The sequence below is a fragment of the Streptomyces alanosinicus genome, from assembly GCF_014650595.1.
GTDB classification, from domain to species: domain Bacteria; phylum Actinomycetota; class Actinomycetes; order Streptomycetales; family Streptomycetaceae; genus Streptomyces; species Streptomyces alanosinicus.
In genome coordinates, this window is the sequence record NZ_BMVG01000028.1 from 70,721 (window position 1) to 93,487 (window position 22,767).

At 64.4% G+C, this 22,767-nt stretch carries 26 protein-coding genes and 1 pseudogene; 8 read left to right on the top strand and 19 right to left on the bottom strand.

Features of this window, described 5'->3' with window-relative positions; translation table 11 throughout:
- Nucleotides 1-129: 129 nt before the first annotated feature.
- The 3 genes from IE277_RS34905 to IE277_RS34915 all read left to right on the top strand — a co-directional run bounded on the left by IE277_RS34905 (nt 130) and on the right by IE277_RS34915 (nt 3,403).
- Nucleotides 130-1,662, top strand: a complete 1,533-nt coding sequence (locus IE277_RS34905) for a UvrD-helicase domain-containing protein (RefSeq protein WP_189957750.1) — start codon at nt 130-132, stop codon at nt 1,660-1,662.
- A gap of 283 nt (nt 1,663-1,945) precedes the next feature.
- Complete coding sequence (locus IE277_RS34910; protein ID WP_444544852.1) at nt 1,946-2,995, top strand: competence protein CoiA family protein; 1,050 nt, start codon at nt 1,946-1,948, stop codon at nt 2,993-2,995.
- A gap of 201 nt (nt 2,996-3,196) precedes the next feature.
- Nucleotides 3,197-3,403, top strand: a complete 207-nt coding sequence (locus tag IE277_RS34915; protein WP_189957781.1) for a cold-shock protein — start codon at nt 3,197-3,199, stop codon at nt 3,401-3,403.
- Between the two features lie 175 nt (nt 3,404-3,578).
- Here IE277_RS34915 and IE277_RS34920 read toward each other — a convergent pair whose 3' ends face one another.
- Complete coding sequence (locus IE277_RS34920; protein ID WP_189957752.1) at nt 3,579-6,737, bottom strand: DEAD/DEAH box helicase; 3,159 nt, start codon at nt 6,735-6,737, stop codon at nt 3,579-3,581.
- A gap of 499 nt (nt 6,738-7,236) precedes the next feature.
- Here IE277_RS34920 and IE277_RS34925 point away from each other — a divergent pair, with 499 nt between their 5' ends.
- The gene (locus tag IE277_RS34925; protein ID WP_189957753.1) at nt 7,237-8,061 is read left to right on the top strand and encodes an SAM-dependent methyltransferase; all 825 of its coding nucleotides are present in this window, start codon (nt 7,237-7,239) and stop codon (nt 8,059-8,061) included.
- 215 nt (nt 8,062-8,276) lie between these two features.
- On the opposite strand, the gene IE277_RS34930 is transcribed toward IE277_RS34925, so the two are convergent.
- From IE277_RS34930 to fabG, 15 genes are all read right to left on the bottom strand, one after another.
- Nucleotides 8,277-8,933, bottom strand: a complete 657-nt coding sequence (locus tag IE277_RS34930) for a poly-gamma-glutamate hydrolase family protein (protein ID WP_189957754.1) — start codon at nt 8,931-8,933, stop codon at nt 8,277-8,279.
- A gap of 37 nt (nt 8,934-8,970) precedes the next feature.
- Nucleotides 8,971-9,237: a hypothetical protein gene (locus tag IE277_RS34935; protein WP_189957755.1), complete on the bottom strand. Its 267-nt coding sequence runs from the start codon at nt 9,235-9,237 to the stop codon at nt 8,971-8,973.
- Nucleotides 9,238-9,468 (bottom strand): hypothetical protein, encoded by a 231-nt coding sequence (locus IE277_RS34940; protein WP_189957756.1) that lies wholly within the window; start codon nt 9,466-9,468, stop codon nt 9,238-9,240.
- Between the two features lie 156 nt (nt 9,469-9,624).
- The gene (locus IE277_RS34945; protein ID WP_189957757.1) at nt 9,625-9,945 is read right to left on the bottom strand and encodes a VRR-NUC domain-containing protein; all 321 of its coding nucleotides are present in this window, start codon (nt 9,943-9,945) and stop codon (nt 9,625-9,627) included.
- A complete protein-coding gene (locus IE277_RS34950) occupies nt 9,942-10,199 on the bottom strand; it encodes a hypothetical protein (protein WP_189957758.1) in 258 nt (85 codons plus the stop codon). Before IE277_RS34950 ends, IE277_RS34945 begins: the two co-directional genes overlap by 4 nt.
- Before the next feature lie 206 nt (nt 10,200-10,405).
- Nucleotides 10,406-10,597: a hypothetical protein gene (locus IE277_RS34955; protein WP_189957759.1), complete on the bottom strand. Its 192-nt coding sequence runs from the start codon at nt 10,595-10,597 to the stop codon at nt 10,406-10,408.
- Nucleotides 10,598-10,614: 17 nt separating this feature from the next.
- Nucleotides 10,615-10,881 (bottom strand): hypothetical protein, encoded by a 267-nt coding sequence (locus IE277_RS34960; RefSeq protein WP_189957760.1) that lies wholly within the window; start codon nt 10,879-10,881, stop codon nt 10,615-10,617.
- Nucleotides 10,878-11,291 carry a hypothetical protein gene (locus tag IE277_RS34965; RefSeq protein ID WP_189957761.1) on the bottom strand — a complete coding sequence of 138 codons (414 nt, stop codon included), beginning with the start codon at nt 11,289-11,291 and terminating at the stop codon, nt 10,878-10,880. The genes IE277_RS34960 and IE277_RS34965 overlap by 4 nt, the downstream gene beginning before the upstream one ends.
- A gap of 231 nt (nt 11,292-11,522) precedes the next feature.
- Nucleotides 11,523-11,927, bottom strand: coding sequence for a hypothetical protein (locus tag IE277_RS34970; protein ID WP_189957762.1), 405 nt, complete (start codon nt 11,925-11,927; stop codon nt 11,523-11,525).
- A complete protein-coding gene (locus tag IE277_RS34975) occupies nt 11,928-12,401 on the bottom strand; it encodes a hypothetical protein (protein ID WP_189957763.1) in 474 nt (157 codons plus the stop codon).
- 101 nt (nt 12,402-12,502) lie between these two features.
- Entirely contained in the window at nt 12,503-12,772 is a 270-nt protein-coding gene (locus tag IE277_RS34980) for a hypothetical protein (protein ID WP_229882180.1), read from the bottom strand.
- The gene (locus IE277_RS34985; protein WP_189957764.1) at nt 12,769-13,095 is read right to left on the bottom strand and encodes a hypothetical protein; all 327 of its coding nucleotides are present in this window, start codon (nt 13,093-13,095) and stop codon (nt 12,769-12,771) included. Before IE277_RS34985 ends, IE277_RS34980 begins: the two co-directional genes overlap by 4 nt.
- Before the next feature lie 95 nt (nt 13,096-13,190).
- Nucleotides 13,191-14,147: a ParB/RepB/Spo0J family partition protein gene (locus IE277_RS34990; RefSeq protein WP_189957765.1), complete on the bottom strand. Its 957-nt coding sequence runs from the start codon at nt 14,145-14,147 to the stop codon at nt 13,191-13,193.
- A gap of 181 nt (nt 14,148-14,328) precedes the next feature.
- Complete coding sequence (locus IE277_RS34995) at nt 14,329-14,625, bottom strand: hypothetical protein (protein WP_189957766.1); 297 nt, start codon at nt 14,623-14,625, stop codon at nt 14,329-14,331.
- Nucleotides 14,626-14,756: 131 nt separating this feature from the next.
- Nucleotides 14,757-15,488: a 3-oxoacyl-ACP reductase FabG gene (gene fabG, locus IE277_RS35000; protein ID WP_189957767.1), complete on the bottom strand. Its 732-nt coding sequence runs from the start codon at nt 15,486-15,488 to the stop codon at nt 14,757-14,759.
- Nucleotides 15,489-15,835: 347 nt separating this feature from the next.
- On the opposite strand from fabG, the gene IE277_RS35005 reads away from it, so the two are divergent.
- Complete coding sequence (locus IE277_RS35005; RefSeq protein WP_189957768.1) at nt 15,836-16,702, top strand: helix-turn-helix domain-containing protein; 867 nt, start codon at nt 15,836-15,838, stop codon at nt 16,700-16,702.
- Between the two features lie 265 nt (nt 16,703-16,967).
- On the opposite strand, the gene IE277_RS35010 is transcribed toward IE277_RS35005, so the two are convergent.
- Both IE277_RS35010 and IE277_RS35015 read right to left on the bottom strand, forming a co-directional pair.
- Nucleotides 16,968-17,348, bottom strand: coding sequence for a hypothetical protein (locus IE277_RS35010; RefSeq protein WP_189957769.1), 381 nt, complete (start codon nt 17,346-17,348; stop codon nt 16,968-16,970).
- A 90-nt stretch (nt 17,349-17,438) separates the two neighbouring features.
- A complete protein-coding gene (locus IE277_RS35015; RefSeq protein WP_189957770.1) occupies nt 17,439-17,639 on the bottom strand; it encodes a hypothetical protein in 201 nt (66 codons plus the stop codon).
- Between the two features lie 824 nt (nt 17,640-18,463).
- On the opposite strand from IE277_RS35015, the gene IE277_RS35020 reads away from it, so the two are divergent.
- The 3 genes from IE277_RS35020 (at nt 18,464) to IE277_RS35030 (ending at nt 21,780) form a co-directional block, all read left to right on the top strand.
- Nucleotides 18,464-19,165, top strand: coding sequence for a vWA domain-containing protein (locus IE277_RS35020; protein WP_189957771.1), 702 nt, complete (start codon nt 18,464-18,466; stop codon nt 19,163-19,165).
- 106 nt (nt 19,166-19,271) lie between these two features.
- A complete protein-coding gene (locus tag IE277_RS35025; RefSeq protein ID WP_189957772.1) occupies nt 19,272-20,162 on the top strand; it encodes a protein phosphatase 2C domain-containing protein in 891 nt (296 codons plus the stop codon).
- 1 nt (nt 20,163) lies between these two features.
- Nucleotides 20,164-21,780, top strand: coding sequence for a hypothetical protein (locus IE277_RS35030; protein ID WP_189957773.1), 1,617 nt, complete (start codon nt 20,164-20,166; stop codon nt 21,778-21,780).
- 408 nt (nt 21,781-22,188) lie between these two features.
- Here the strand turns inward: IE277_RS35030 and IE277_RS35035 are convergent.
- Nucleotides 22,189-22,767: pseudogene (locus IE277_RS35035) on the bottom strand (pentapeptide repeat-containing protein); the annotation flags it as partial.

Below are 22,767 nucleotides of genomic sequence, written 5' to 3' on the forward strand. Positions count from 1 at the left end.
ACAGGGCTGCCCCGCGTGGTCGCGGGTTCGGTTAGCGAATAGCTGTCTCATTCATGTGGGGGCGTTGTCAGAGGCTGCTGCTACACATTCGGCGAGACGACCGTTGTGGTCGCAGCCGAGAGGAGCACGATGCCCACCCCCACCTCCGAGCAGTGCGTCGCCGTGGACACTTTCAGGCGCGGCGATCACCTCGTCCTGCAAGCGGGCGCCGGGACAGGCAAGACAACGACCCTCGCCATGCTTGCAGCAAGCACGAAGAAGCGGGGGAGGTACATCGCCTTCAACAAGTCCATCGCGATGGAGGCGGCGACCAAGTTCTCGAGCAACGTGCAGTGCAAGACTGCTCATTCGCTGGCGTTCGCCGCTGTGGGCCATAACTACTCGGCTCGCATGGACGCGCCCCGCGTGCCTGGCTGGAAGACCGGAGCGTCCCTCGGGATCGGCCTCAACATGCGTATCCGCATCGGGGAACGCGACGTCACCAACAAGGCGCTCTCCTATACGGTGCTGCGGACCGTTACGCGTTTCTGCCAGTCCGCAGACCCGATGATCCAGCCGTACCACGTCCCCCGACTCCGCGGCATCGAGATGGAGGACCTGCACGCCCAGCTTGTCGATGTTGTCCTGCCGTACGCGCACAAGGCGTGGGAAGACCTTCAGAACCCCGATCATGGCAACGTGCGTTTCGATCACGACCACTACCTGAAGATCTGGGCGCTCACCGAACCCCGCATCGAAGCGGACTTCCTGCTCCTGGACGAAGCGCAGGACACCAACCCGGTCGTAGAGAAGGTCTTCAACGCGCAGCGCAGCCACACCCAATTGGTGATGGTCGGCGACTCCGCGCAGGCCATCTACGGGTGGCGCGGCGCCCGCGACGTCATGAGCGACTTCGACGGCACCGAACTTGCGCTGTCCCAGTCCTTTCGCTTCGGACCCGATCTGGCCGACGAGGCCAACCGGTGGCTGAGCATCGTCGATTCCCCGATTCGGCTGGCCGGCACCACCGCCATCTCAACCAGGCTCGAACGGGTCGAGTACCCGGACGCCATCCTGTGCCGGTCCAACGTTGGCGCCATGCTTGAGGTCATGAACCAGCTCGAACAAGGCCGTCGCGTTGCTCTTGTCGGGGGAGGGGAGGCCTTGCGGGCTCTGGCCAGGGCCGCCAGGGGCCTGAAGGCCGGCAAGCGAAGCACTCACCCCGAGTTGATCCTTTTCGAGTCGTGGGGCGAGCTACAGGAGTACGCGGAATACGACCCATCGGGCAGGGACCTGCTGCCTCTGGTTGACCTTGTTGACGAACACGGCGTCGATGTCATCCTCGATGCCGTCGACAAGCTCGCTGTGGAGCACGGCGCCGACATCGTCGTCTCCACCGCCCACAAGGCCAAGGGCCGCGAATGGGCGTCCGTGCGCATCGGTGAGGACTTCACTGAGCCCGTTGATCCAGAAGAGACCGACGAAGACGGTAACCCGCTGCCCGGCGACATCGACGACGGGGAAGCACGCCTCGCCTATGTTGCGGTCACTCGTGCCCGGAACCAGTTGGATCTCGGCGGCCTGTCCTGGATCAACCAGCACCCGGATGGCAACCCCAACGTGGACATCCCACGACAAGCACCCATGGCGCCCACTCCCTGGGACCGGCTCGGGCCCCTGTAATCAAGGCGGTGTCAGTGGCTGCTGCCACAGTTGGCTCGGAGGGAGGAAGGGGGAGCGGCCGGTGCCGATGACAGCGATGCATCCCGAGAAAGGCCGGATTGATGCCACGGTCCCGGACCTCGGTTGCGGCTGGGCATGGGGGGCCGTCCACCGTGTCCGTCCCCGTGCTGCTCTGACGTGTCCCGAGTGCGGGCACGGTGTACGCGCCAAGGTGTCCCACCTGGGACTTCGATTCTTCGCGCACGATCCTGGGGCGCCGACTTGCGGTTTGGCCGGCGAGTCGATGGAGCATCGGCTGCTCAAAGTGGAGCTGGTGACAGCAGTACGCGAGGCAGGGTGGCACGGAGCCCTGGAGGTATCAGCCCCTGACGGCAGGTGGCGGGCCGACGTCATGGCCACCTCGCCCGACGGGACGTTACGCATGGCGTGGGAAGCGCAGCTCTCCTCCATCACTGAAGGGGACGTCCGGCAGCGCACCGACCGGTATACCTCCGACAATATTCAGATTTGCTGGGTGGCGACCCAGCCTCGCCGCTGGCGTGGCAGCGTGCCCTCCGTTCTTGCCAGACCGCCAGTTGAAGGCCAGCGGACAGCGTGGGAGGTGACCGAAGGCCTCGCTCGCTTCGTGACAGAGCCATGCCTTCACCGGCCCCCATGCCCCGGCGGTCACGGCGAATGGCAGATGGCACAGGCACCGTTACGGGAGTTGGTGAGCTGGATTCTGGGACGCCGAGTGGTGCCCCATCGCTACCTCGAACCGGAGCGTCTCGTCGAGCACTGGTGGCAGCAGGTCTGGACTTCTCCGCAGTACGTATCTTTGGCTGCGGACTTCGCGAAGGCCAGGCGACGAGCCCGCAGGAGGAACACGGCTACGGGAACGGTGCAGGTCGTGCCTCTCGATGGCTCGGATCCGCTCTCCATGGCCCGCGAGGCCGCTTTCCGGATGACGGGCGTTTGGCCGTCCCGACCCCGGACATCCTTGCGCTTCAACAGCCGCTCTCACCGTGGAGATCAAGGCGCAGCGTCCTCCAAAGCGTCCAAGGATCACGGCGACCCGCGGCTCATCGCTGCCGCGGAAGCCTGGGTGCAGGCCGAGACAGGGGGCCATCCCCTCGTGAAGGCGGATCAGGAGCTGGCCGGCGGGACACCCGTCTATCTGGACGGCAGCGTGTACGGCATCGTCTGCCCTGATCCGGATCAACTCGACTGGCAACGGTGGCCTGGCCGCCGCGTCTGGGTGCTCTTCGTCGCATGCCGGGGTGAACTCAAGCGCATCGCGGTCTCCGCTCCCAATGGGGTCCGGATCGTGATACTTGATGACCCAGACCCGTAGATCGGGCAACTGATTTCGCTATGAAGTGGGCCAGCGCCTTCAGGGGCCTGCTGAGGGACGACCGGTTGGCGAATTGCGGACTGCCAAATGCTTGGAAAACCGCTCCATGAGGGGTATTCAAGGATGAAAGGCAGGCAGCAGTGGGCTGCCTTGGCCCTGGGTGTCGCTTGTGCGGCGGTGTTCAAGGAGAGACTCATACCGATGGCAACGGGCGTAGTGAAGTGGTTTAACGCCGATAAGGGATTCGGGTTCATCCAACAGGATGATGGCGGACCGGACGTGTTCGTCCACTTCTCGGCTATCCAGTCCACCGGGTTCAAGGAGCTGTACGAGGGCGACAGGGTCGAGTACGCGGTAACGCAGGGGCCGAAGGGACCGCAGGCGGAAAACGTCGTTCGGCAGATGTAACGATGCGGAGCCTACACACGGACTCTGCACCCAACGGGTCAGGTCGTTGGGAGGGAGTCCGGCTGCTGATTCGCCAACAACGTCTGGTGGAGACACGTGACGTTCCGCCTTGGCACGCAGCCGTTCTTTGCGCGTGATTTAGCCCAGCGGCTACTCGCGGCGGGGCCTGGTCCTCTCACGACTGCCAGGTATGGGCGGGCAACTCGTCAGCGAGGGTGGAGAAGAACCGCTGATCGCGCCACGCGCCTAGGTTCCCGATGACGAACAGACGGCGTTTAGCACGGCTTACAGCGACGTTGAGGAGGTTGGGCCGGGAGGCCGCCCAGGAGCGGGCTCCCGGGCGACGCGGATCGCTGCCGAGCACAAGGACGACCACGTCGGCCTCCTTGCCCTGCGTCGTGTGAATGGTGCCGACTCGCGAGTCCGGCAGTAGATCGCGGCAGGTGCGCTGAGCACCGCGGACCACGGCCCGGAAAGGACTGATGACATAGACGTCCCGGGCGAGGTCGACACCGCCGTCGTCACGAAGCTTCTCCAAGACGCGGCGTAGAGCGCGGCCTTCTTCGGGCATCCAGTGGCCGTCCGCTTCGGTGGCCTCCACGTTTACCCAGCAGCTACGGGGGCGGTAGCGGTAGTCGCCGCGGTCCGGGGTCCCGTAGACCATGAGGTTGTCGTAGGCGATGGCGTTACTGATGGCGAACATGGGGTTGTCGCAGCGTCGGTGAACGCGCAGCGGGCTGCCCACCCACACCTCCTGGGAGCCGTCCGGTAGTTCGGCGGGCAGCAGCGTGCCGTAGCGGTTGGTGCGGTCGGCAAGCTGCTGGACCGAGGTGCGGCTGGGGGCCCATTCCTCGTTGACGCCCAGCTCGTCGCCCAGGGCTCGCTGCGCCGTCCAGGGCAGGACCACGACCGGTTCGAGCTGCAGTGGGTCACCCACCACGATGGTCCGGGCAGCTCGCCACAAGCCGCCGACGGCCATCTGCCCGGTGGCTTGCCCGGCTTCGTCGATGAACAACCAGCCCAGCGCCTCCGACCCCAGGCGGCCGAAGACCCGGTCCAGAGAGGCGAACGTAGTCGAGACGACTGGGACGAGCAGGAAAAGGCTCTGCCAGGCGGCCTTCACATGCTCCCCGGAGACGGTCTTGGGGATCGCGCCAGCCACGGCGTCCATGGCCGCCATGAGGTTGGCGTACATGGTGCGTGCGGTGCATCGCAGAAACGCCTTGTGGAGTTCCATCGCGGCGAGGAGCAGCTCGGCGCGGGCGGCGGAGATTTCCTCGTCGCCCCAGGGGGCGGCGAGTTCGCGGGCGGTGTCGTCGTGGATCCATGCTTCCTGCGGAACGTGGTCGCCCCAGTCTTCGTGTGCCTGTTCGACGGTCTGCTCCATTTCCTCCAGGTGGGCTTGCGCTGCAGCGTGCCGATGCCGGCAGGACGCGAGATCGTGTTCAGCCTGTGCGACGGCTTGCTCGGCACTGAACAGGGCTGTAGCTGCGGCATCGCGGACGCCTTGCGTTGTGTCTGCATGACCGGCTAGGTCTTGGTCGCGACGGTGCCAGTCTCTTCCTGCCCGGCCCAGCGTGCTCAGGCTCACGACGAACCCGGGGCGCCGTCGTGCATGGGCATCCAGGGCCTGCTGCGCCCGTTGAAGCTCAGCCTCGGCGCTCTGCAGTGCGGCGGCCGCACCCATCGCCTGTCCTTGGGCATGTTGTACGTGGATTTCGCCGTCGGTGATGGCTTGCTTGGCCGCCTGTACGTCGGCACCCGCGGCAGATAGCCGTTCAAGGGCTGCCGCAGCGGCCGCTCGTTCGGTCTGCAGCCGCTCCACCCGGGCGAGGGCCTGGCTGAACCGTTCCTTGGCTTCCCTCCAGATCCCGCTGTGCGGCTGCCGGGTCCATTCACGCAATAGGTGTGCGATGCCCTGCTCGCTGTCGACCCAGGCATCCCGGCTCCGGGGAGGCCGACCGTTCGGTGGGGGCGGCGCCCCTGCATCCGTGATCTTGTATTTGCCGTGCCAGAACCGGTTGATGAACTCCATCCGGTTCTTCTTGTTGCCCAACCGGGCCGCGACCGCACCCCAGGCGGGGGCTCCCTTGAGGAGCCGGGTCGCCTGTTCGGCGAAGTAGTCGGCGTCGTCACGCCACCGGTCGCCGAGAGCCGTGCGGGCAGGGATCTCGGTGGAGATATTTTCCACCGCTCCGTTGTTGGCCGAGGCCACCACCATCTCGAAACCCGTGAACTCCGGCTTCAGCGCAGTCACCGTGCGGGTGTAGTCGCCGCTCTGCCATCGGTACGGCTCCCCGTCGGCGAACGCCATGGAGGGCATGCGCAGTCCGGCCAGACGTCGGGCACGTTCTACGATCACGGCGGCGAAGCAGTCACGCAGCATCGTGGTCTTTCCGGTGCCAGGTGGGCCGTTGACCGCGAACAGTCCGCTGGAGTCGGCCAGTTCAGCCCAGATGGTGTTCACCGCGAACTGCTGGCTGAGTGCGAGCGGATGCGACGGGTTCGCGGGCCAACGGCCCACCGGGGTGCGCTCGGGTGCCACCGCGTTCAGCGTCGCCCGTGGCTTTTGCCTGAGATCGACTCGCCACGCGGTATTCACCTGTGCTTCCGGCGTTAAATAGGAGGCCAGTCCCTGCCCGGGTTCTCGCGTCTGCAAAGCGCGCGTGACCAAGTCCAGGTCGGTGACGAAGAAACTGTTGAGGAAGTCCTGCTGATCAGCGTCATCGGCCTGCTTCTGGCGTACTGCCACGCTCCGCACCCGGATCTCGCCGGGGCGCAGGGTATCCACTACGCCCCAGCACTGGCTGAGGTCGTGCACGAAGTTCAGCAGATGCTTGGCAGGCAGGCGCCGCGAGCCGAGTTTGTCCTCGGCGTTCTCGCCGTCTTCGCCGGCCTCGCCGGGATCACTCACGTCGGGCAGCTCCTCAAAGGGTTCCTCACCCATGTCGGCTGCTCGGGCAAGCCAGACGGCTTCCTCCTCGTCGAATCCGTCCAGCCAGCCCTTACGTGCAGGCCCCGGACACAAGGCCCGGCCTGTAGCCCAAGCACAGGTGGACAACACCGGAGAGTCGACGAGCAGCCGGCCCTCGTGGTTGACCGTCAAAGCGAACAGGGCGCTTTCGCCGTCCATTCGCCCGTCGTGGTCCTCCTCGGTCTCCCCGAAGACCTCCAGGAGCGCGTCACGTACAGCCTGTAGCGCGTACGCGCCGCCGTACACCGCGTGCTGCCACATGAACCCAGGTTCCAGTGGTACCGACCGCAGCGGATGGCCGTCCTCCCACGGCAGCGGACTGTTCTCCGTCACGGCGTACACCCGCTCGCGTGCCGACACGGCAGGAATCCTTTGTGGGCTGAACAGCTCCACCGCACGCCAGTACGCCACGATCCGAGCCCGTCGCTGTCGCTCAGTTCCCACAGTGCCCCCTACCCACACAGCCGCTTGCCGTCACCTTACGTACCTCCGTCGGAACTGCTGTTCCAGGGGCGCACGCGGATGGGCGGTGGTCAGCTTCACACTCGCGCCGTCGCGATCGATGATGCAATCGTGCGCAACGACCCGAAGCGGTGCATAGTCGGGGATGCCGGGACAGCTGACATCCGCCACGAGCGCGTGCCCGGCGGCATTCTTGGGGTGTGGGCGGTGCACTGCTTGGCGTCGCAGGTAGCGACTTCCCAGGGGGCAGATTCCCGAACGCGCCTTGTCTCGTGCTGACTTCGGCCCATGGCTGGCAGTTCCTGCCCGCTGTTGGGGAAGCGGATGTCGGCAGGGCAGAAGGCGTCTAGGTTGGGCTCGGTACTGATCAAGTGACGGCCGCGAGGAGAGCTCAGGTATGTCAGACGTTTCGCTGCCCGGCGACGACGGCCGCGCACGGATTGCACGGCTCCGCACCGATGTGTCGCACTCGGCTCGGATCTGGAACTACTGGCTGGGCGGGAAGGACAATTACCCCATCGACCAGGAAGTCGGCGATCAGATTCTGGCGTTCGTTCCGGGCCTGCCCCGCTCGGCCGTGGCCGACCGGCAGTTCCTCACCCGGGCTGTGGAGCTCCTCGCCGGCAAGGAGGGCATCCGGCAGTTCCTGGATATCGGTACTGGGCTGCCCACCGTCGACAACACACACGAGGTCGCCCAGCGAGTCGATCCGACCTGCCGGATCGTGTACGTGGACAACGACCCCATCGTGCTCAGTCACGCCCACGCTCTGCTCACCAGCACCGCCGAAGGCGTCACGGACTACGTCGATGCCGACGTGCACGACCCGGACGCCATCCTGGAGCGTGCCGCCCGAACCCTGGACTTCAGTCGACCGGTCGCCCTCACCCTGCTTGGCGTCCTCAACTTCATCATCGACAGCGGTGAGGCTCAGGCTGTTGTACACCGGCTTCTGGATGCCGTGCCGTCCGGCAGCTATTTGGTGATCTCCCATCCCACCACTGAGGTGGATGGCGAGGCGATGACGCAAGCGGTGCGCCACTGGAACAGTCAGGGTTCAGCGCCGATGACCCTACGGACCCGCGAGGAGCTGCTGCGGTTCTTCGAAGGCGTGGACCTCCTCGAACCTGGTGTCGTCTCGTGTTCGCGCTGGCGCCCTACCCAGCGGGAGGCCGAGATCATCGATGTGCCGCAGTTCTGCGGCGTGGCCAGAAAGCCGTAGGGCGTCGTGGCCCCGTCTTGCGGGCGATGGGCATTCCGAAGCTGGTGAAGCCCCGCAGACGGGGGATGCTGCGGGGCTTCGTATTGATCAACGGACCGGTCTTGCCTGGAGTTCCCGTCGTCGACACCTCGTCGCAGAAACACCCGGAGTAGTGCCCTGGCATGGTCGACCCAGCATGGCCGCCAGGACGGGCCAACGCGTTCAGAGAGGCGAGATCAGGCGCGCAGTCGCCGGTAGGCTGCTTGAATGGCTGCAATGTAGCGGTCGAACTCGCCAGTCGTCTTCGACCGGTTGAGAGCACTCATGTCGCCATCCTTGAAGAACACCGCTCGCTGTGCCGTCGACAGTTCCAGTTGGACGCCGCGCCCGGAGAGGTTGCGATTGCAGATGTTCCTTGGGCTTTCTCCAGCACGTTCTGGAGATGCCGGGGCCACGGCAAACCCTGCGTGCTTCAGCGATACCGTCACCCAGTGCTTGAACTCTTCGTCCAAGCCGCCGACCTCGGTGACCATGACCCTGTTGCTGAACCCGTGCCATGAGACCGTGCGCACCATGTCGCGTTGCAAGTCGACGCACTCAGGCTCATCGAAGTGGCTGGCGGTGATGTGCAGGGTGCCATTTCCTGCCGACTTCTTGCCCCTGAATGAGTAGTAGTTGTCGGTGCGCCCCGCGGCTGCTCGCGCGGCCTCGGTGGTGCCGACTTCGATACCTCCGCCGTGGATGGCTATGTGCGCCAGGTCGGAGCCTGGGGCGCGGCACAGCTCTATGGCCCAGTCGACTCCTTCACGTTCGCGCGACGCGAGTTCGGCGAAGTTGTCGTATACGTCGCGGGCTGCGGTGAAGTGTGCTCCGTTGAGCAGGGTGCTGTTCACGGTGGTGGCTCCGGGGGCGGTGCTGCGCTGCGGAAGGTTACTGCTGGGTGGTGCTGACGTAGCAGGCGTAGACGCTGGCGGTGCCGTCGCCGGTAAGGCGGGCGGTGGCATCGAATGCGCCGGCCGGGCGGAAGGCGCTGTGGCGGCCGGTGCGGATCCGGTACGCGAGGTTGGTCGCCCGGTTCAGGTTCCCGAGGGTTTCGATGTGCGCCCACTCGGCCGGGCGTTCGCGGAGCGCCTTTGCGGTGTCCTGCGCATCCTGGCTGCGGCTCGGAGCAGGCAGAGGTTCGAAACGGGCGTGCATTCAGCGGTCTCCGACGTTCGGCAGAGTGGATTCGGCGAGTTCCCTGATCCGGGCGGCTGTGAGCCACTGGCTGTCGGTGAGGTGCTCGCACAGCTCGTTGGCCAGACGAGCGATCTCGGTGAGGACGAACTCAGTGCCGACGCCCAGCATAGGGGTGCTCTGCTCACGGTCCGGGCTGATCAGTGCAGAGGACGCAGGGGTGTGGCCGGTGGCGTGAGCAGAGGGGGTCATGACGGTTTCCCTGAAGTGTTCAGCGGTTGTTGCAGCGACACGTGTTGGTGATGGGGTTGAACCAACTGTCGCAGGAGTTGCACCAGACCGAACCAGGCATCGGGGGAATGGCGGACTGCTGATTGTTGCGGTCGTGCACGGTGGCAGGGCTCCTTGTCAGAGATTCTCGGGAAGTTGGGCGCGGGGACCGTCGGGGGCAAGGACAGCGACAATGCGGTGCAGGTCCTTGGGCCTCCAGAGGGCGGTTTCGTAGCCGCAGGCGGCCAGGTGCTGGAGCCAGTCGCGTTGTGCGGGACGTATCCGCCCGGTGTCGGACTTGAACTCGGCAAAGATGACACGTCTGGCCTTGGGATGTCCGTAGACCTCGTCGGGCCATCCGGCGTCGCTGCGCTGCGAGTTATGCGTGTGGTACGTCAGCGTCCAGCCGCGGAGGGCTGCGAGCTTGCGGACGTGCCGGCGGAACTGTTCCTCGGTCACGCCACCCTCCGGCGCGCTCGCGGGGCGGATGCTTCGAGGAGGGCCGCGTAGTTCGCGGCCGCGTTCGGGTCAGGCGCGGGCCGGTGCCGGACGGGCGCAGGCGGGATCCGCGGACGGCGCTGCTGCTCCTTGAGGAGCTCAGGCAGGGGGCGCCGGGTCTGCTCCTGGAGGAGTTCATCGATGGTGCGGCCGTACCGCTCCAGGATGAGGGCCTCGTACAGGGCGTTTTCGTTTCGATTGCTCGTGGCAGGCATTGGGGTCTCTCCATGGGGTGGCCGGGACCCGCGGGGGTGTGCGGGTCCCGGCCGGAGGGGTGGCTCGTATCGGACGAGCCGTTCCGGGCGGGCGGGGCGCGGGGGATCGCTGCCCGTCCGGAGGTACGGGGTGGATGGTCGGGCCGTGCCAGGGCCTGACATCAGTAAGAACCTAGCACGACGATATGCACTCACCTATTTTGCGGTCAGCCGACGATGGCGAGTTCGTCCGGCTCGTATGGCAGCGGCTTGGGTGCGCCGGGCCATTGCACCATCACTAGTTCCCTGCCCGTGATGGGATCGGTGGCGTGACCGTGTACTTCGCCGAACGGGCGGAGCAGTCCTTTGGGGGAGGGGTGGGCGAGGGTCACTCCGGTGTGCTTCTTGAAGCTTTCCATGATGGTCTCCTGCTGTGTCACGTAAGGGAGATGTGGGCGACGAGCGTGAGTGCGTGGCCCCATTGTTCGGTGATTGACTCGTTGAAGGCGAAGCCCGAGCCGAGGGCTTCGAGGTCGGTGGCGCGCCAGTCGGCGCAGGTGCCGGCCGACGGGCGCTCGAAGTGCTGGATGGCCCCGTCGGGGAGGGTGACGGCCAGGTGGACTGTGCCGCGGCTGTCGACAGTGGCTGCTGTCTTGCTGCCTGCGGCAAGGGCTTCTTGGGCTAGGGAGTCGCCGAGGATCATGTAAGGCTCCTGATAGGTAGTGACCTATTTTTGGTCAGGTGAGGAAGGCGAACCCGGTCGGCCAGGGATGTCACACCGGATGCTCGGGCCGCGTTCACGACGGGGGTGCACACGAGGATCAGCAGATGCGGTTTGACGTGGTGGACGGTGGTGTCGTCCAGCCACACCTCGCAGTACGAGCTGTCCAGCCGGGTGAGCATTGCCAGACGGTGAATGTCTCCCCATCCCGGGTGCAGCCCACCCGGCTTGACCCACAGCCAGGTGCCCGGCCGGATGTCCCCGGGGCCGCGTGGCGTGTGCGCGTAGGGCGGCCGCTGGCGACGCCTGCGCCTGGGCTGCGGTGGCCGTTGCGGCGGATAGTGCGGGTGTGCCTCGTGGTACTGACGAAGTTCCTTGGCGAGCGCGTCCATAGCGTCGCGGTGGCTGTAACAGCGTGGCCCGGTGTGCCAACGGCGAGGGAGGTGCTTTTCCCAGTAGGTGGTGAACCGCACTGGCAGCGGCCTGTTGTGAGGTAGGGGGCTGCGGTCTCGCAGGGCCAAGTGGATGTGCAGGACGGGCATGTCCACGGCATCGTCGCTGAGTTGGGAAGGTGCTCGTTCGGAAGGTAAAGCGGTGGCGGAGGAGTCCATCCTTCCATGCGGTCACCGGCCCGTACGGTCGATCAGCTCGGCAGCGGCCAGCTGGACCTGTTCCGCCGTCCACTGCGACCCTCCGAAGGAGAGGGCGGCGAGCCGGTGTCGGCCCTCGTGCAGGGTGATGGTCACGGTGCCGGTGTGCGCGCCGAGCGCAAGATGGCGGCCGTCTTTGGCGTGGTTCGGTAGATGAAGCTGCGACCAGCGGACGGTGACGTTCTCGTCGTCCACCGCGTCAGGGGTGTGGTGTCCGATGACGTTCAGCAGGGTGCCGTCGTCATGTCGGCAGCGGCCCAGGCAGGTCAGCAGGGCTGCACGGGTGCCGTTGACGAGAAATGCGTGTCGGGTGAGGGAGCCGTACATCCGGGTGCGGATGTCGACGTGTGGGGCCGGCGCGTAGGGAGTGCGGTGCATCTAGAACCCCTCGCCGATCTCGTCGCGATGCAGGCGCCCCACCTCCCAGCCCCTGAGCCGGTGCAGCTGGAACCAGTCCCACTTGTGCCCGTGCGCCTGGTAGTCGGGGTCGGTGGGCCGGTCAGTCATCCACAGGGTGCTGATCGGCTCGACGGTGAACATCGCGTCGTCGGGGAACGTGGACTCGACCCGGACAAGCACGCGGCCCGCATTGAACGGCACCTGTTCCGCGGATGAGTCGAGGGAGGCGGCCATGATCGGGCAAGTGCGGCAGTCTCCGCGCCGTGTGCAGGAGCCGAAGCCACCCCAGCGGGCACGCCGGGTGTCGCGGCTCTCGAAAAGCGTCGCCCACGACTTCGGCTGCAGGGCGCACTGTGCTCCGCCCACACCCATGTGGGCGTTGAGGCTAAGACGGTTGTAGCCCTTGCCGTCCGCGGGGCGGGTTGGTTCGGGTTCGGGCAGGTAGATCGGCACCGTGTCTCCTTGAGGAAGCGGTGTACGGAGAAGCTGGAGGGGCGGGGCGGCCGGACGCCGCTGCCGGCCGCCCCTCAGGGAAGGGGCCTGTGGAGGGGCGGCTAGAAGAGTTCGTCCTGGTTGTCGATGTCGCCGGGGCGGGGCGGCCGTTCGCGTTGCGGCTGCGGCTGCGGCTGCGGCTGCGGCTGCGGCTGCGGCTGCGGCTGCGGGGCGGGAACGGGATCGCCGAAGAGGGCCTCGGTACCGACCTGGTCCCGGGCTGCCGGGATGCGCACCGGGCCGGCGGGAACAGGAAGTTCGATGGGCGCGTCCTTGTCGAACTCGGCGCGCTGCATGGCCTTCCAGTCGCGGCCTGCGGAGGCGATGCTCACTGGGCGGCCTCCTTGTCCTGGCCTGTGTGCTGCTGGTTCAGGCGGTCGCGGGTTTCCAGGACGGCGTTCGCCCAGTCGTGGATGAGCGCGGTGCCTGCCTTGGCCGCGGCATCTCCGGGCCGGTGTCCTTCCTCGAGCGCCTTGAGGTAGCGGGCTGCGGTGACGTCGATGGCCGCTGAGGAGGCGAGGGTGCGCATCAGCTGCTCGGTGATTGTGTCGCCGCGCAGGTGGCTGATGGCGTTGGCGGCGAAGCCGATGATCACGCCGACGTCGTTGCCGAGCTGTTCTGCCTGGGCGGCGGTGAGGGGCGCTGTGTAGCGCATGGCGGCGTGGCCTTCCGGTGGTGCGTTCGGGAGTTGTGGGCAGGCGGCAGCGGGTGTGCGGGCGGGCTGGCCCGCACACCCGCAGTGGGTTGGGTTCAGGCGGCGGCAGGCTCAGGCTGTCCCTCGGGCTGGCTGACGGCCTCGGGGTTGACCGTGACCAGCTCACGGGCTTCGGCGTGCGCCTTGGCCTGCTTGAGCTGGAAGCGGGCCTTCGTCAGCGACTCGGCGACGCGGTCCAGCTGCTCAAGGCGGGCCCCGACCTGGGTTTCGAGGTTTTCAGCGAGCTTGACCGGCTCGGTGCGGGCGATGTCGTCGAGGAGTTCACGGATCTGCTCGATCTTGTCGAGCGTGCTGCGGGTCTTCTTCTGTGCGCTTGCGCGTTCGCGGCGCTGCTCCTCGGTCATCTCCTCGACGATCATGAGGACGGCCTGCTCCTGCTGCTGCTTCATCGCGTAGGCGAAGTGCACGATCTCGTTGTCTGAGGTGAACTCGCCGCGCGCGAACTTCGCGAGCACGGCGCCCTGGTTGGCGTGGGAGAGGGCGGCGATCTGGACGGCTGCCTGCGTGCCTATCTCGCCGGCTTCGACGTGCTTGGCGACCTCTTCGCGCAGTTCCAGCAGCGTCAGGCGCAGCTTGACGTAGGTGGTGGTCTTGCCGAAGTCCGCGGCGACCGACTCGATCGTGGCGCCTTCCTCTTCGTCGAGGATGCGCTGGTAGCCGCGTGCCTCCTCGAAGGGGGTCATGTCCTCGCGGGTGACGTTCTCGGACATGGACCGCTTGAACCGCTGGATCTCGTTCTTCTCGGAGATGATGTTGGCGCGGATCTTGGTGCGGCCGAGGATCTGGTGGGCGCGGAAGCGGCGCTCGCCGGAGACGATCTCGTAGCCGCCCAGGTCGTTGTCGGGGCGGACCTCGATGGCCTGCATGAGGCCGTAGTTGTCGATGGAGTTGGCGAGTTCGTTGAGCGCGTCCTGGTTGAAGTACTCGCGCGGCTGGCGCGGGTTGCGGTGGATCTGGGACATCTTGAGGACGCGCTGCACTTCGGGCTCCAAGAGGTGGTGGTGAGGGTTCTTTCCCCCTCCCTCGATAAGTTAATTCTACTATGTCTAGAGAGGGTGTCTACTCCCGGCAAATCCCGCGAACGTAACCTCGGCCACGCACCGATATGGACTCTGATGTGCGAAAACACTGATGGGCGCCGAGAAGATCTCGACGCCCATCAGTGGCAGCCGCCTACTGTTCGTCCATCCGTTCCCGCCAGGCGCGCACCGTGGCCGGAGCCCCTGCCGCCGGGACGGTAAGGCAGTCCTGACGGATCGGGCACGCCGCGCACACTCCCGCGGCAGCGTGCTCGCTGCTGCGCGCCCACGATGTGCACCGAGCTGCCGACCACGCCACAGGGCGGGACAGCGTGCCATGGTTCTTCCCGGCTCCGGCCAGCGCCGTCATGCGGTCGGCGTCGCGTTGGCGGTCAGAACCCACCCGGGCCGGCTGCCGTGCCAGCTCCAGGATGCGCTCGGCGTCGATCACTCCCGCCCCCTCGGACCGGAAGTGCGCGAGGCGGCTGCCGCATCCCCCGCACGGCGCGGTCGCCGCCGACGTCTGCCGCGAGCTGTTTCCCTCGCAGCGCGCAGGAGGGTGCCGCAGTCTGAGTCCACCGGCTAATGCCCCATTCCCGCGCCGCCGTCGACCGGGATGACCGCACCTGTGACGTAGGAGCCTTCGTCGACGAGGAACCGCACCGTGCGGGCAATCTCCTCGGGCTGCCCGAGGCGGCCGAGTGGGATCTGACCGAGCAAGGTCTTGATGCGCTCCTCGGGGAGTGCCGCGGCCATGTCGGTGGCGGTCAAACCCGGGGCAACGACGTTGGCAGTGATGTTGCGCGACCCGTACTCGCGGGCGATCGAGCGGGCCAGCCCGATCAATCCAGCCTTGGAAGCGGCATAGTTGGTCTGCCCCGCCTCGCCATGCATCGCGGTGGCCGAGGAGATGAACACCATGCGGCCACGCTTGGCGCGCAGCATGCCGGGCAGTGCGCGCTTGGCGACGCGGTAGGCGGCCGTCAGGTTTGCATCCAGTACCGAGCTGAAGTCCTCCTCGCTCATGCGGGCAAGGAGCCCGTCGCGAGTGATGCCCGCGTTGGAGATCACCGTGGTGACCGGTCCGTGCTCGGCTTCGGCCTGCTTGAACGCCACGTCGATCTGCTCGCTGTCCGTCACGTCACACCGGACCGCCAGGAAGCGGCCGCCGCAGTGTTCTTCCCCTATCAGGTAGGAGTGCGCGGGCGGCTCGCCGGAGCGGTAGGTGACGGCCACATTGTGGCCGGCCTCGGCAAGCTCGGTGGCTATCGCGTACCCGATGCCTCGGTTGCCGCCGGTGATGAAGACGCTCATGCCTGGACACCTCTTGGATCGTCGATGATGCGATGTCCACCCGCGGCGGCTCTCCCAGTGAGGCCAGATGCTGCGCGGAGGACAGCCACCGAGGGAGGTCGCCCCCGGCAGCGGTCCCACACCTTGCCCGGTTTCCGTTCCGTTAGGCCGGTTCTGTGGATGCCGGTAGCGGTGCAACCGGCACTGCGACTACGGATTACCGCCCGTTCGGCCTGTAGAAATGTCTGAAATGATGCATTAGGTGCCCGTCTTGTGTGACTGGCCCCTCAAGTCGGACAAGGTCATTAGGTGCGTTAGGGTCTCCTCATACTTTTCCTTTTCTTTACTCAGGGGAGTCCTGCACCGCCATGTCGAGGAACCTGCCGCCGATCACTCGCATGCTCAAGACCTGGCGCGAAGAGCGAGACCCGTGCGCCGTGCCCGGATTCACGGCCCGTTACGGATCACGCCGCCGCAAAGGCCTCACCCAGCGGGACGTGGCCGAGCTGGCCGGCGTGACCGAGGGCTGGTACGGGAAGCTGGAGCGCGGCAAGCTCGACCACGTCGGCGAAGAGTTCCTCGAAAGCATCGTCCGCGTCCTCGGCCTCGACGACGCTCAACGCGCCCACCTATGGCTGGAAGCCAACGGCTGCGAACCGCCCCCACGCCCCCACGCAGATGCCAACACCATCGACCCCGTGGTCTCGGCAATCGTCCACGGCCTCCGGTGGCCCGCCTACACCTTCGACCGCTGCTGGGACATACGCGTCTTCAACACGGCCGCAGCCCGCGACTACCCGTGGATGCTGCACGGCATCAACGTCATGATCTGGGCCCTGTGCTACCCCGAAGCCCGGCTCCAACTGATCGACTGGGAAGAGACCTGGGCCAAACCCATGGCCTCCCAACTGCGCCTGGCCCACAAAGCGAACCCCGACGATGCGCGGCTCAACGACGTCTGCAACCACATCCGGGCCGCCGATCCGGTCGCCCAGCGCATCCTGGACGAGGACGTCACCACCGTCACGCACCCCGACGGCGACAGGCGCCGCCTATACCTGCCGCACCAGCACGAGGAAACCGAAGTCGAGTTCGTCACCCTGGCCCGACTGCGCAACAACACCCGGCTCATGATCGTCATGCCGGGCGACATCGCTCAGACGGCCAACGGGGCCATGCCGCCCACCATGGCCAGTGTGCTCACCGGCACCCCCGGTACCTCAGCCTCCGCATAGACAGCCGTGAAACAGCCGCTCCGGATGCGTCCAGGTACCGGCGTGGCTCGCCTTGATCAGGCGGGCCACGTCGGCCAACCGCACCCCACGCCGCGCGTGTGGCCGTCGCGCACGCACGCTGCACAGCTGGGCGCGGTTCGCTGCGACGCCAGGGCTGCTCAGTAGGCCCCCATACCCGGCACGAACAGGTCGGCGCCGGCCCAACGAGGCCTGGCACGCCGTGATGCAGCCGCAGAGCGATCCCGACCACATCAGCATGTGCGCATCAGAGCCGGAGTAGTTCGGCCGGTTCGCCGTCCCGGTGCGGCGCTGGGGGGATCAGGGTGCCGTCGATCAGGACGACCTCGGCGCCCCACCGGGCGATCTTCTTCAGGGCGCGGTCCAGCCGTGGGGCCTTGGCGGTCAGCAAGGTGATCAGCTCGTCGCGCCAGCGTCGGATGGTGGTGGCGGAGACGTCGTTGCCGTCGGCCATGTCGGCCAGGCGCTGATCGTGCCGCAGCACGGCCAGCACGATGGTCGCGATCCTCCCGGCCGGCAGTACCCGCCACCTGGACCGTATCGACTTCAGGTGGCCGCGCAGCAGATCGGCGAGGTACTTCACGGTGCGCGTGGACAGCGGCAGGCGGCACTGGTAGACCGGGGACACGTGTCCCCGGCATGCTTATTGGTTTTCATCACGCAATTCCAACGCCCGCCGGGGGTACCTTGGTTACGCCCTGCCGTCCGTGCGGGCCGGTCACGGGCGGACGGTGAACTTCCCGTCGGGCCTTTTGTGCAGCCAGCCGCGGTCGGCCGGCTTCGTCGGCTTCCCGCGCAGCGGCTCCAGCTTGCCCCGCACCCCGGTGTCCGCGCCCAGCGCCTCGCCGATCTGCCGGGTAGCGACCGGACTACCGGCCGCCCGCACGGCAGCCAGGATGCGCTGATACTCCGCCGGCAACGCGGACTCCAAAACTCCCGGCCCACGCTCCGGGACCACCCTCACTGGCCGACCGCCACCTGAACCACCGGCGATCCGGCCCGGGCCCGCTCGTCGGCGAGCTGCTCACTCATTCGCTGTCACTCCCGCTCGGCCCGCACCTCCGCCAGCTGCTTGACCAGCTGTTCTTCGAGTCCGTCCAGCTCCGCACGACGCGCGGCGATCCGTTGCTGTATCTCGGGGTCAATCATGCGCCGGAGCGTACGAGCGGCGCCGATCCCGACGGACGAGAACCCGCAAAACCAACCCTGCCGGACGATCTACACCTCAGACTGCCGCTCACCACCAGCACGAGCACCCCGAACGACCCTCACGCCACCACTCTGATCAGCTACTTCAAGATGGCTCAGCTTCAACGAGTCTGACTAGAACTGAAGGCTATTCGCTCGACTCCCGGCTGGCGCGCATTCCTCGTTGGGCGGTGGCGGAGGTGGCCCTACACCTGCCGCTCCTCAAGCAACTCTTAGGCTGCCGGCCCGTCGTCTTCATCCCGGCGGCCCTCTTCTTTGGCTTCGGTAGTTCGCGCACCTTGGCCGGCCGACATGTATGTCACGGGGCGGCCGTGGCCTTCGACACTGAGTCCTGGAGCGTGGCCATGAGGTCGAACACTGCGGCAGGCGGCTCCGGCTCCGGGGGCTCGGCCAGTGACCTCAGATCAAGATTTTGACAGCGATCAGCGGACCAGTTGCGAGGGCGTAGATACCCACATCCAATAGAAGAGGGGATGCGTCACACGGACTTGGCCCCTGGGAGAGGCGCAACATCGACAAGTCAGGAGTACTCCGATGACCACTGCGACAAGAGGAAACATATTTCCGGTCTATTTGATAGCAGATGAATCGCCCTCGATGCAGGGATCCCGCATCAGCAATCTAAATGCAGGGCTGCGATCTCTACTTGACGAAATGCACAAGCATCCCCTAGAGGCTGCCAAAATCAGATTCTCCATAATTGGTTTCGCCGACGACGCATGTACAGAACTGGCCTTGTGTGACCTTAGGGACCTGCACGAAGTACCTACGCTGTCGGTCCGAGGGGCGAAGACAAGGTATTCAGCCGCATTTGACGCCACGCGAGAAAGAATCCAAGAAGACGTCGTAAGTATTCGCAAACAGGGATACGGCGCCTTGAGACCTGCCGCATTCTTCCTTACCGACGGGGAGCCTACGGAGGCGACTGAAAATTGGATGACATCACTCCAAAGGCTCACCGATAGCAACTGGCGAGCTCACCCGAACATCCTGGCATTTGGCATAGCTGAAGCCGCAACAGACGAGAGTGCAGAAACCATCAGAAAAATCGCAACGCTTGTCGATTATGCGTATGTGGCGGCGGAATCGCACGATACAGGCGGTGCCCTCACAAAGTTCCTTACCGCTCTTACTCATACCATGGTCGCCACTGCGGAGGGGCTTGCACAAGGTAAGGCTGAGGTTATGACGGAGCAGCCGGAAGGATATATCCGTATCAAGGCTGATCTAGTTTGAGCGATGAAAGGATGGCCCGATGACTCAATCCAGGGATGGAAGGGAACCATCCAACCGTCCCCAGGGCTCTATGACGGCGCCGCATGGTGCCTGGGAACCGATAGTCGTGGAGCGACCAATATACGAGTTTGAACCAAAATTTGGCAAGAATGGGATATATGTTGCAGATACCGTCGTGGACGGATGGTCTTCACGGTCATTCATTCTGCGAGCCGCATGTGTTCGCGGCTATGCTCATCGCTTCAATGGGATGCCGCGGCAAGACCAATTTTCGCTCACTGAATTTGAGGAAAATGGTTCAATAGTAGTGGCTGTCGCCGATGGTGTTTCAGCGTCTCCTCTCTCCTCAGTTGGTGCAACCTTGGCCTGTCGCTCGGCAATCGACTGGTGCAAGCGACGAGCAAGCGAGGAGGCCGTTTGCCTGGATCAGGACTGGAACTGGGACGTTGATATTTGGAGACAACTACTGAGAAACGCGGCGTGGGGTCTTATCGACTACGCACACACAAATCTCAATGCCCCAAAAGACGCCCTAGAAGTTGAAAGAATTCTAGGAACGACACTGACTGTAGCAGTACTAACACCAAAATCTGACGGAACAGCGAATCTCGTTGCCACTCAGATTGGAGATTCGGATATTTGGGTTATGAGGGGGCGTGAGTACCATGCCGTGACTCCGCATGCCCGATCCTTGGATAACGAGTCCCTTGATATTGCATCAACTGCCATTGCAGCACTGCCCCGCCTGCCAGCACAGGTGGAACCAATGCAAATGCAGCTACTCCCGGGAGATGTACTCCTAGTCGGATCTGATGGATTCGGTAGTGCGCTCGGTGACGGCAGCGGGAGCATCGGTAAGATATTTGCAAACTTGCTCGCCAATATTCCAAGACCATTGGAACTCGCCCATACGCTGGATTTTTCCAGGGAGCTATTCGACGATGACCGGACACTAATAGCCTTGTGGATTAAACCATCTCTCGGAGAAGGAGTGTGAAGTGGACGTATTCCAGAAGACGGATCTAGGTCCCCTGCGGGTAGTAGCCTCCGGCCGAGGTGGACAAGGCAAAGTATATGAGACCCAAGTCAGGGTGAACGGTAAGCCGCAAGTGTATAAGGAATACCATGCGCACACGCTTCACGACTTGGATGTGACTCAACTCGGCAGGATGGTGAGCTTCCCACTTCAACTCCCACCAAAGGCTCGCAGGGAACTCTACGAAATCGCTGCATGGCCTGTAAGGGCAGTGGCGGAGCGCGCCAAAATCATCGGGTTCACGATGGCGCGCGTTGATAGCGAATTCTTCCGCGAACTGAAACTGCCATACAGCCGTGAACGAGTTCTAGCACGGTATCAACTTATATTGAATGATGACAAATATCTACGCAGAGTAGGAATTGCCATCACAGATGCCGATAGGATGAATTTGGCACATTCCGTGGCGGTCGACTTGGGGTTTCTTCATGACCGCCACATCACTGTAGGCGACTTCTCGCCGAATAACCTATTGTTCGAATCCTCACTAAGTCGAAGCTGCTTTATTGATTGCGATGCCATGTTGCTCGACGGGGTGGGAGTGCTACCGCAAGGAGAGACGCCCGAGTGGGATGTCAGGTCTATTTCTACGGAAGCACTCGGAACGACTCAGTCGGACATATATAAGTTTGGCTTGCTCGTCCTCAGGTTGTTTGCAGGAGATCAACTCATCCGGCTCCCTGAAGTTCTGCGCGATAGGATTCCCGCAGACATGTTCGATATGCTTTGTGCGTCGCTTTCGGTTGAGCCGCGACAGCGTCCTTCTGTACATGAATGGATTCGGATAACTCGCAGCCATGGCCGGAAAGTGGCCATCACTCCACCAGCCATGCCAAGACAAGGATCGGGGAAGCAGGCAGCCGGCAAGTCTTCCAGTTCTAGGGCGCGATCGAAGACTGCTTGGATTGTGGCAGGTCTTGGAGCCGCAGGATCCGTAGCCGTCGCAGCCGCTGTGCTAATAGGCGGGGGCAGTAGAGAACCTGCCGTAAAAGAAGCCCCCAGTACTGCGGCATCGCAGCCGAGTGCGCCTGCTCCCTCAAGCCCTCATCAAATCTTTGCAGACTCTCTGACATCATCCGGGAACCACCATCCAGGCTGGCCAGTTGGCGATTCAAGCTGCCAAATAGAGCCTGATGGGCTTCATATGAGTGGAGATGCTGGAGAATGTGTTGGACCTACTATACCCGTAAGTGGAAATGCTGACGTGTCAGTCAAGGCTAAGTGGATTAGCGGTGATCCCCCCGAGGAGCTGGGTCTGTACTTCTCGACCCAATCTTCCGATGGAGTGAAGGAATATGGATTTGTTATTTTCCGGACGGGGGAATGGAAGATAGATGATCCAAACTCTCCGGACATGTCTGAGCCAAGGTTCAATTCGGCAATAAGGCGCGATATTGGCTCAGTCAATGACATCACGGTACAGGTTAGAGGATCTCGCCTAACGTTCCTCGCGAATGGCCAATACGTTACATCTACGATTACTGTATCGACCGATTTTTCAGTTATTCTCTTCGCCTATAATGGCGGCTACGGTGGACAGAATGAGGTTCTCTTCAGGGATCTGTCGGTGACTGCTTGACACAGAAGCAGGTTGTTGCGGCTCCCATGCCACATGGCCATCGAGGTACCTGAGGACTTCACGGCCCTCGTCTACACCGAGATACCGCGGAGCTCCACTCCAGCCACTGGCTCAAGCAACCTCAGCAGATCACCCACGAACTTCGTGCGAGTCGAGGCTGGACGGCGCACCGTGTCCCCGACACGAACGACCGCATTGACGAAACCCCGGGCAAGGACGACTCATGTATCCGTCCCCCTGCCTGATCGCCACCTCCAAACGCTTCACAACTTGTCCAGATGCTTGATCCACCCCCGAGGCAACTCCGCCAGATGATCTACTCCGCAGACTGCCGCCCACGAACAGCACGAGCGCCTACGCAGACCGGCACACCAGCCCTTTAACCTGCGATTTCAAGTTGGCGGAGGCTCAGCGTTTGATGCGGCCTCGTACGGCGAGTGCAGCTAGGGCGAGGAGGGTGGGCTCCAGCAGGCGGGAAACCATCTCGATGTACGTGCCCCAGGTCGTGAGGTTCTGGCCCGAGGAGCGGAAAATCACGGAGTTGACCGCAACGCGTGTGGCCTTCTCCGCACGGGCCCAGGTCATGCGCCGGTCCCAGCCTCCGTGAAGGACGGGATCCGGTGCACTGGTGGTAAGGCTGATCTTGTTGCCGTGGAGCGTGCCGGTGGTGGCAGGGTCGGGGTCATGCGTGGGCAACCCGAACCCCATGAGGAGCAGCACAGTCAGGGACATGGCGGCCACGAGCCATCCAATAGCGCGGGAGGCGCGCAGGCCGTAGCCAGACAGCAGCCAGTAGCCCCACAGCAATCGGCGCTCGCCGGGTGAGGTGCCGGTGCGGTCATGGCGGCGCATCTCGCATTCGCCGTAGTAGAAATCGGCGGCGCCGGGTTCGTTCTTGCCGTCCTCGAAGGCTTTGCGCAGCTGCCGGTATTCTCTGAACTCGGTTTGCTCGCCGTACGTGTTGGCGTCAGGACCTCTCGGAGGGTT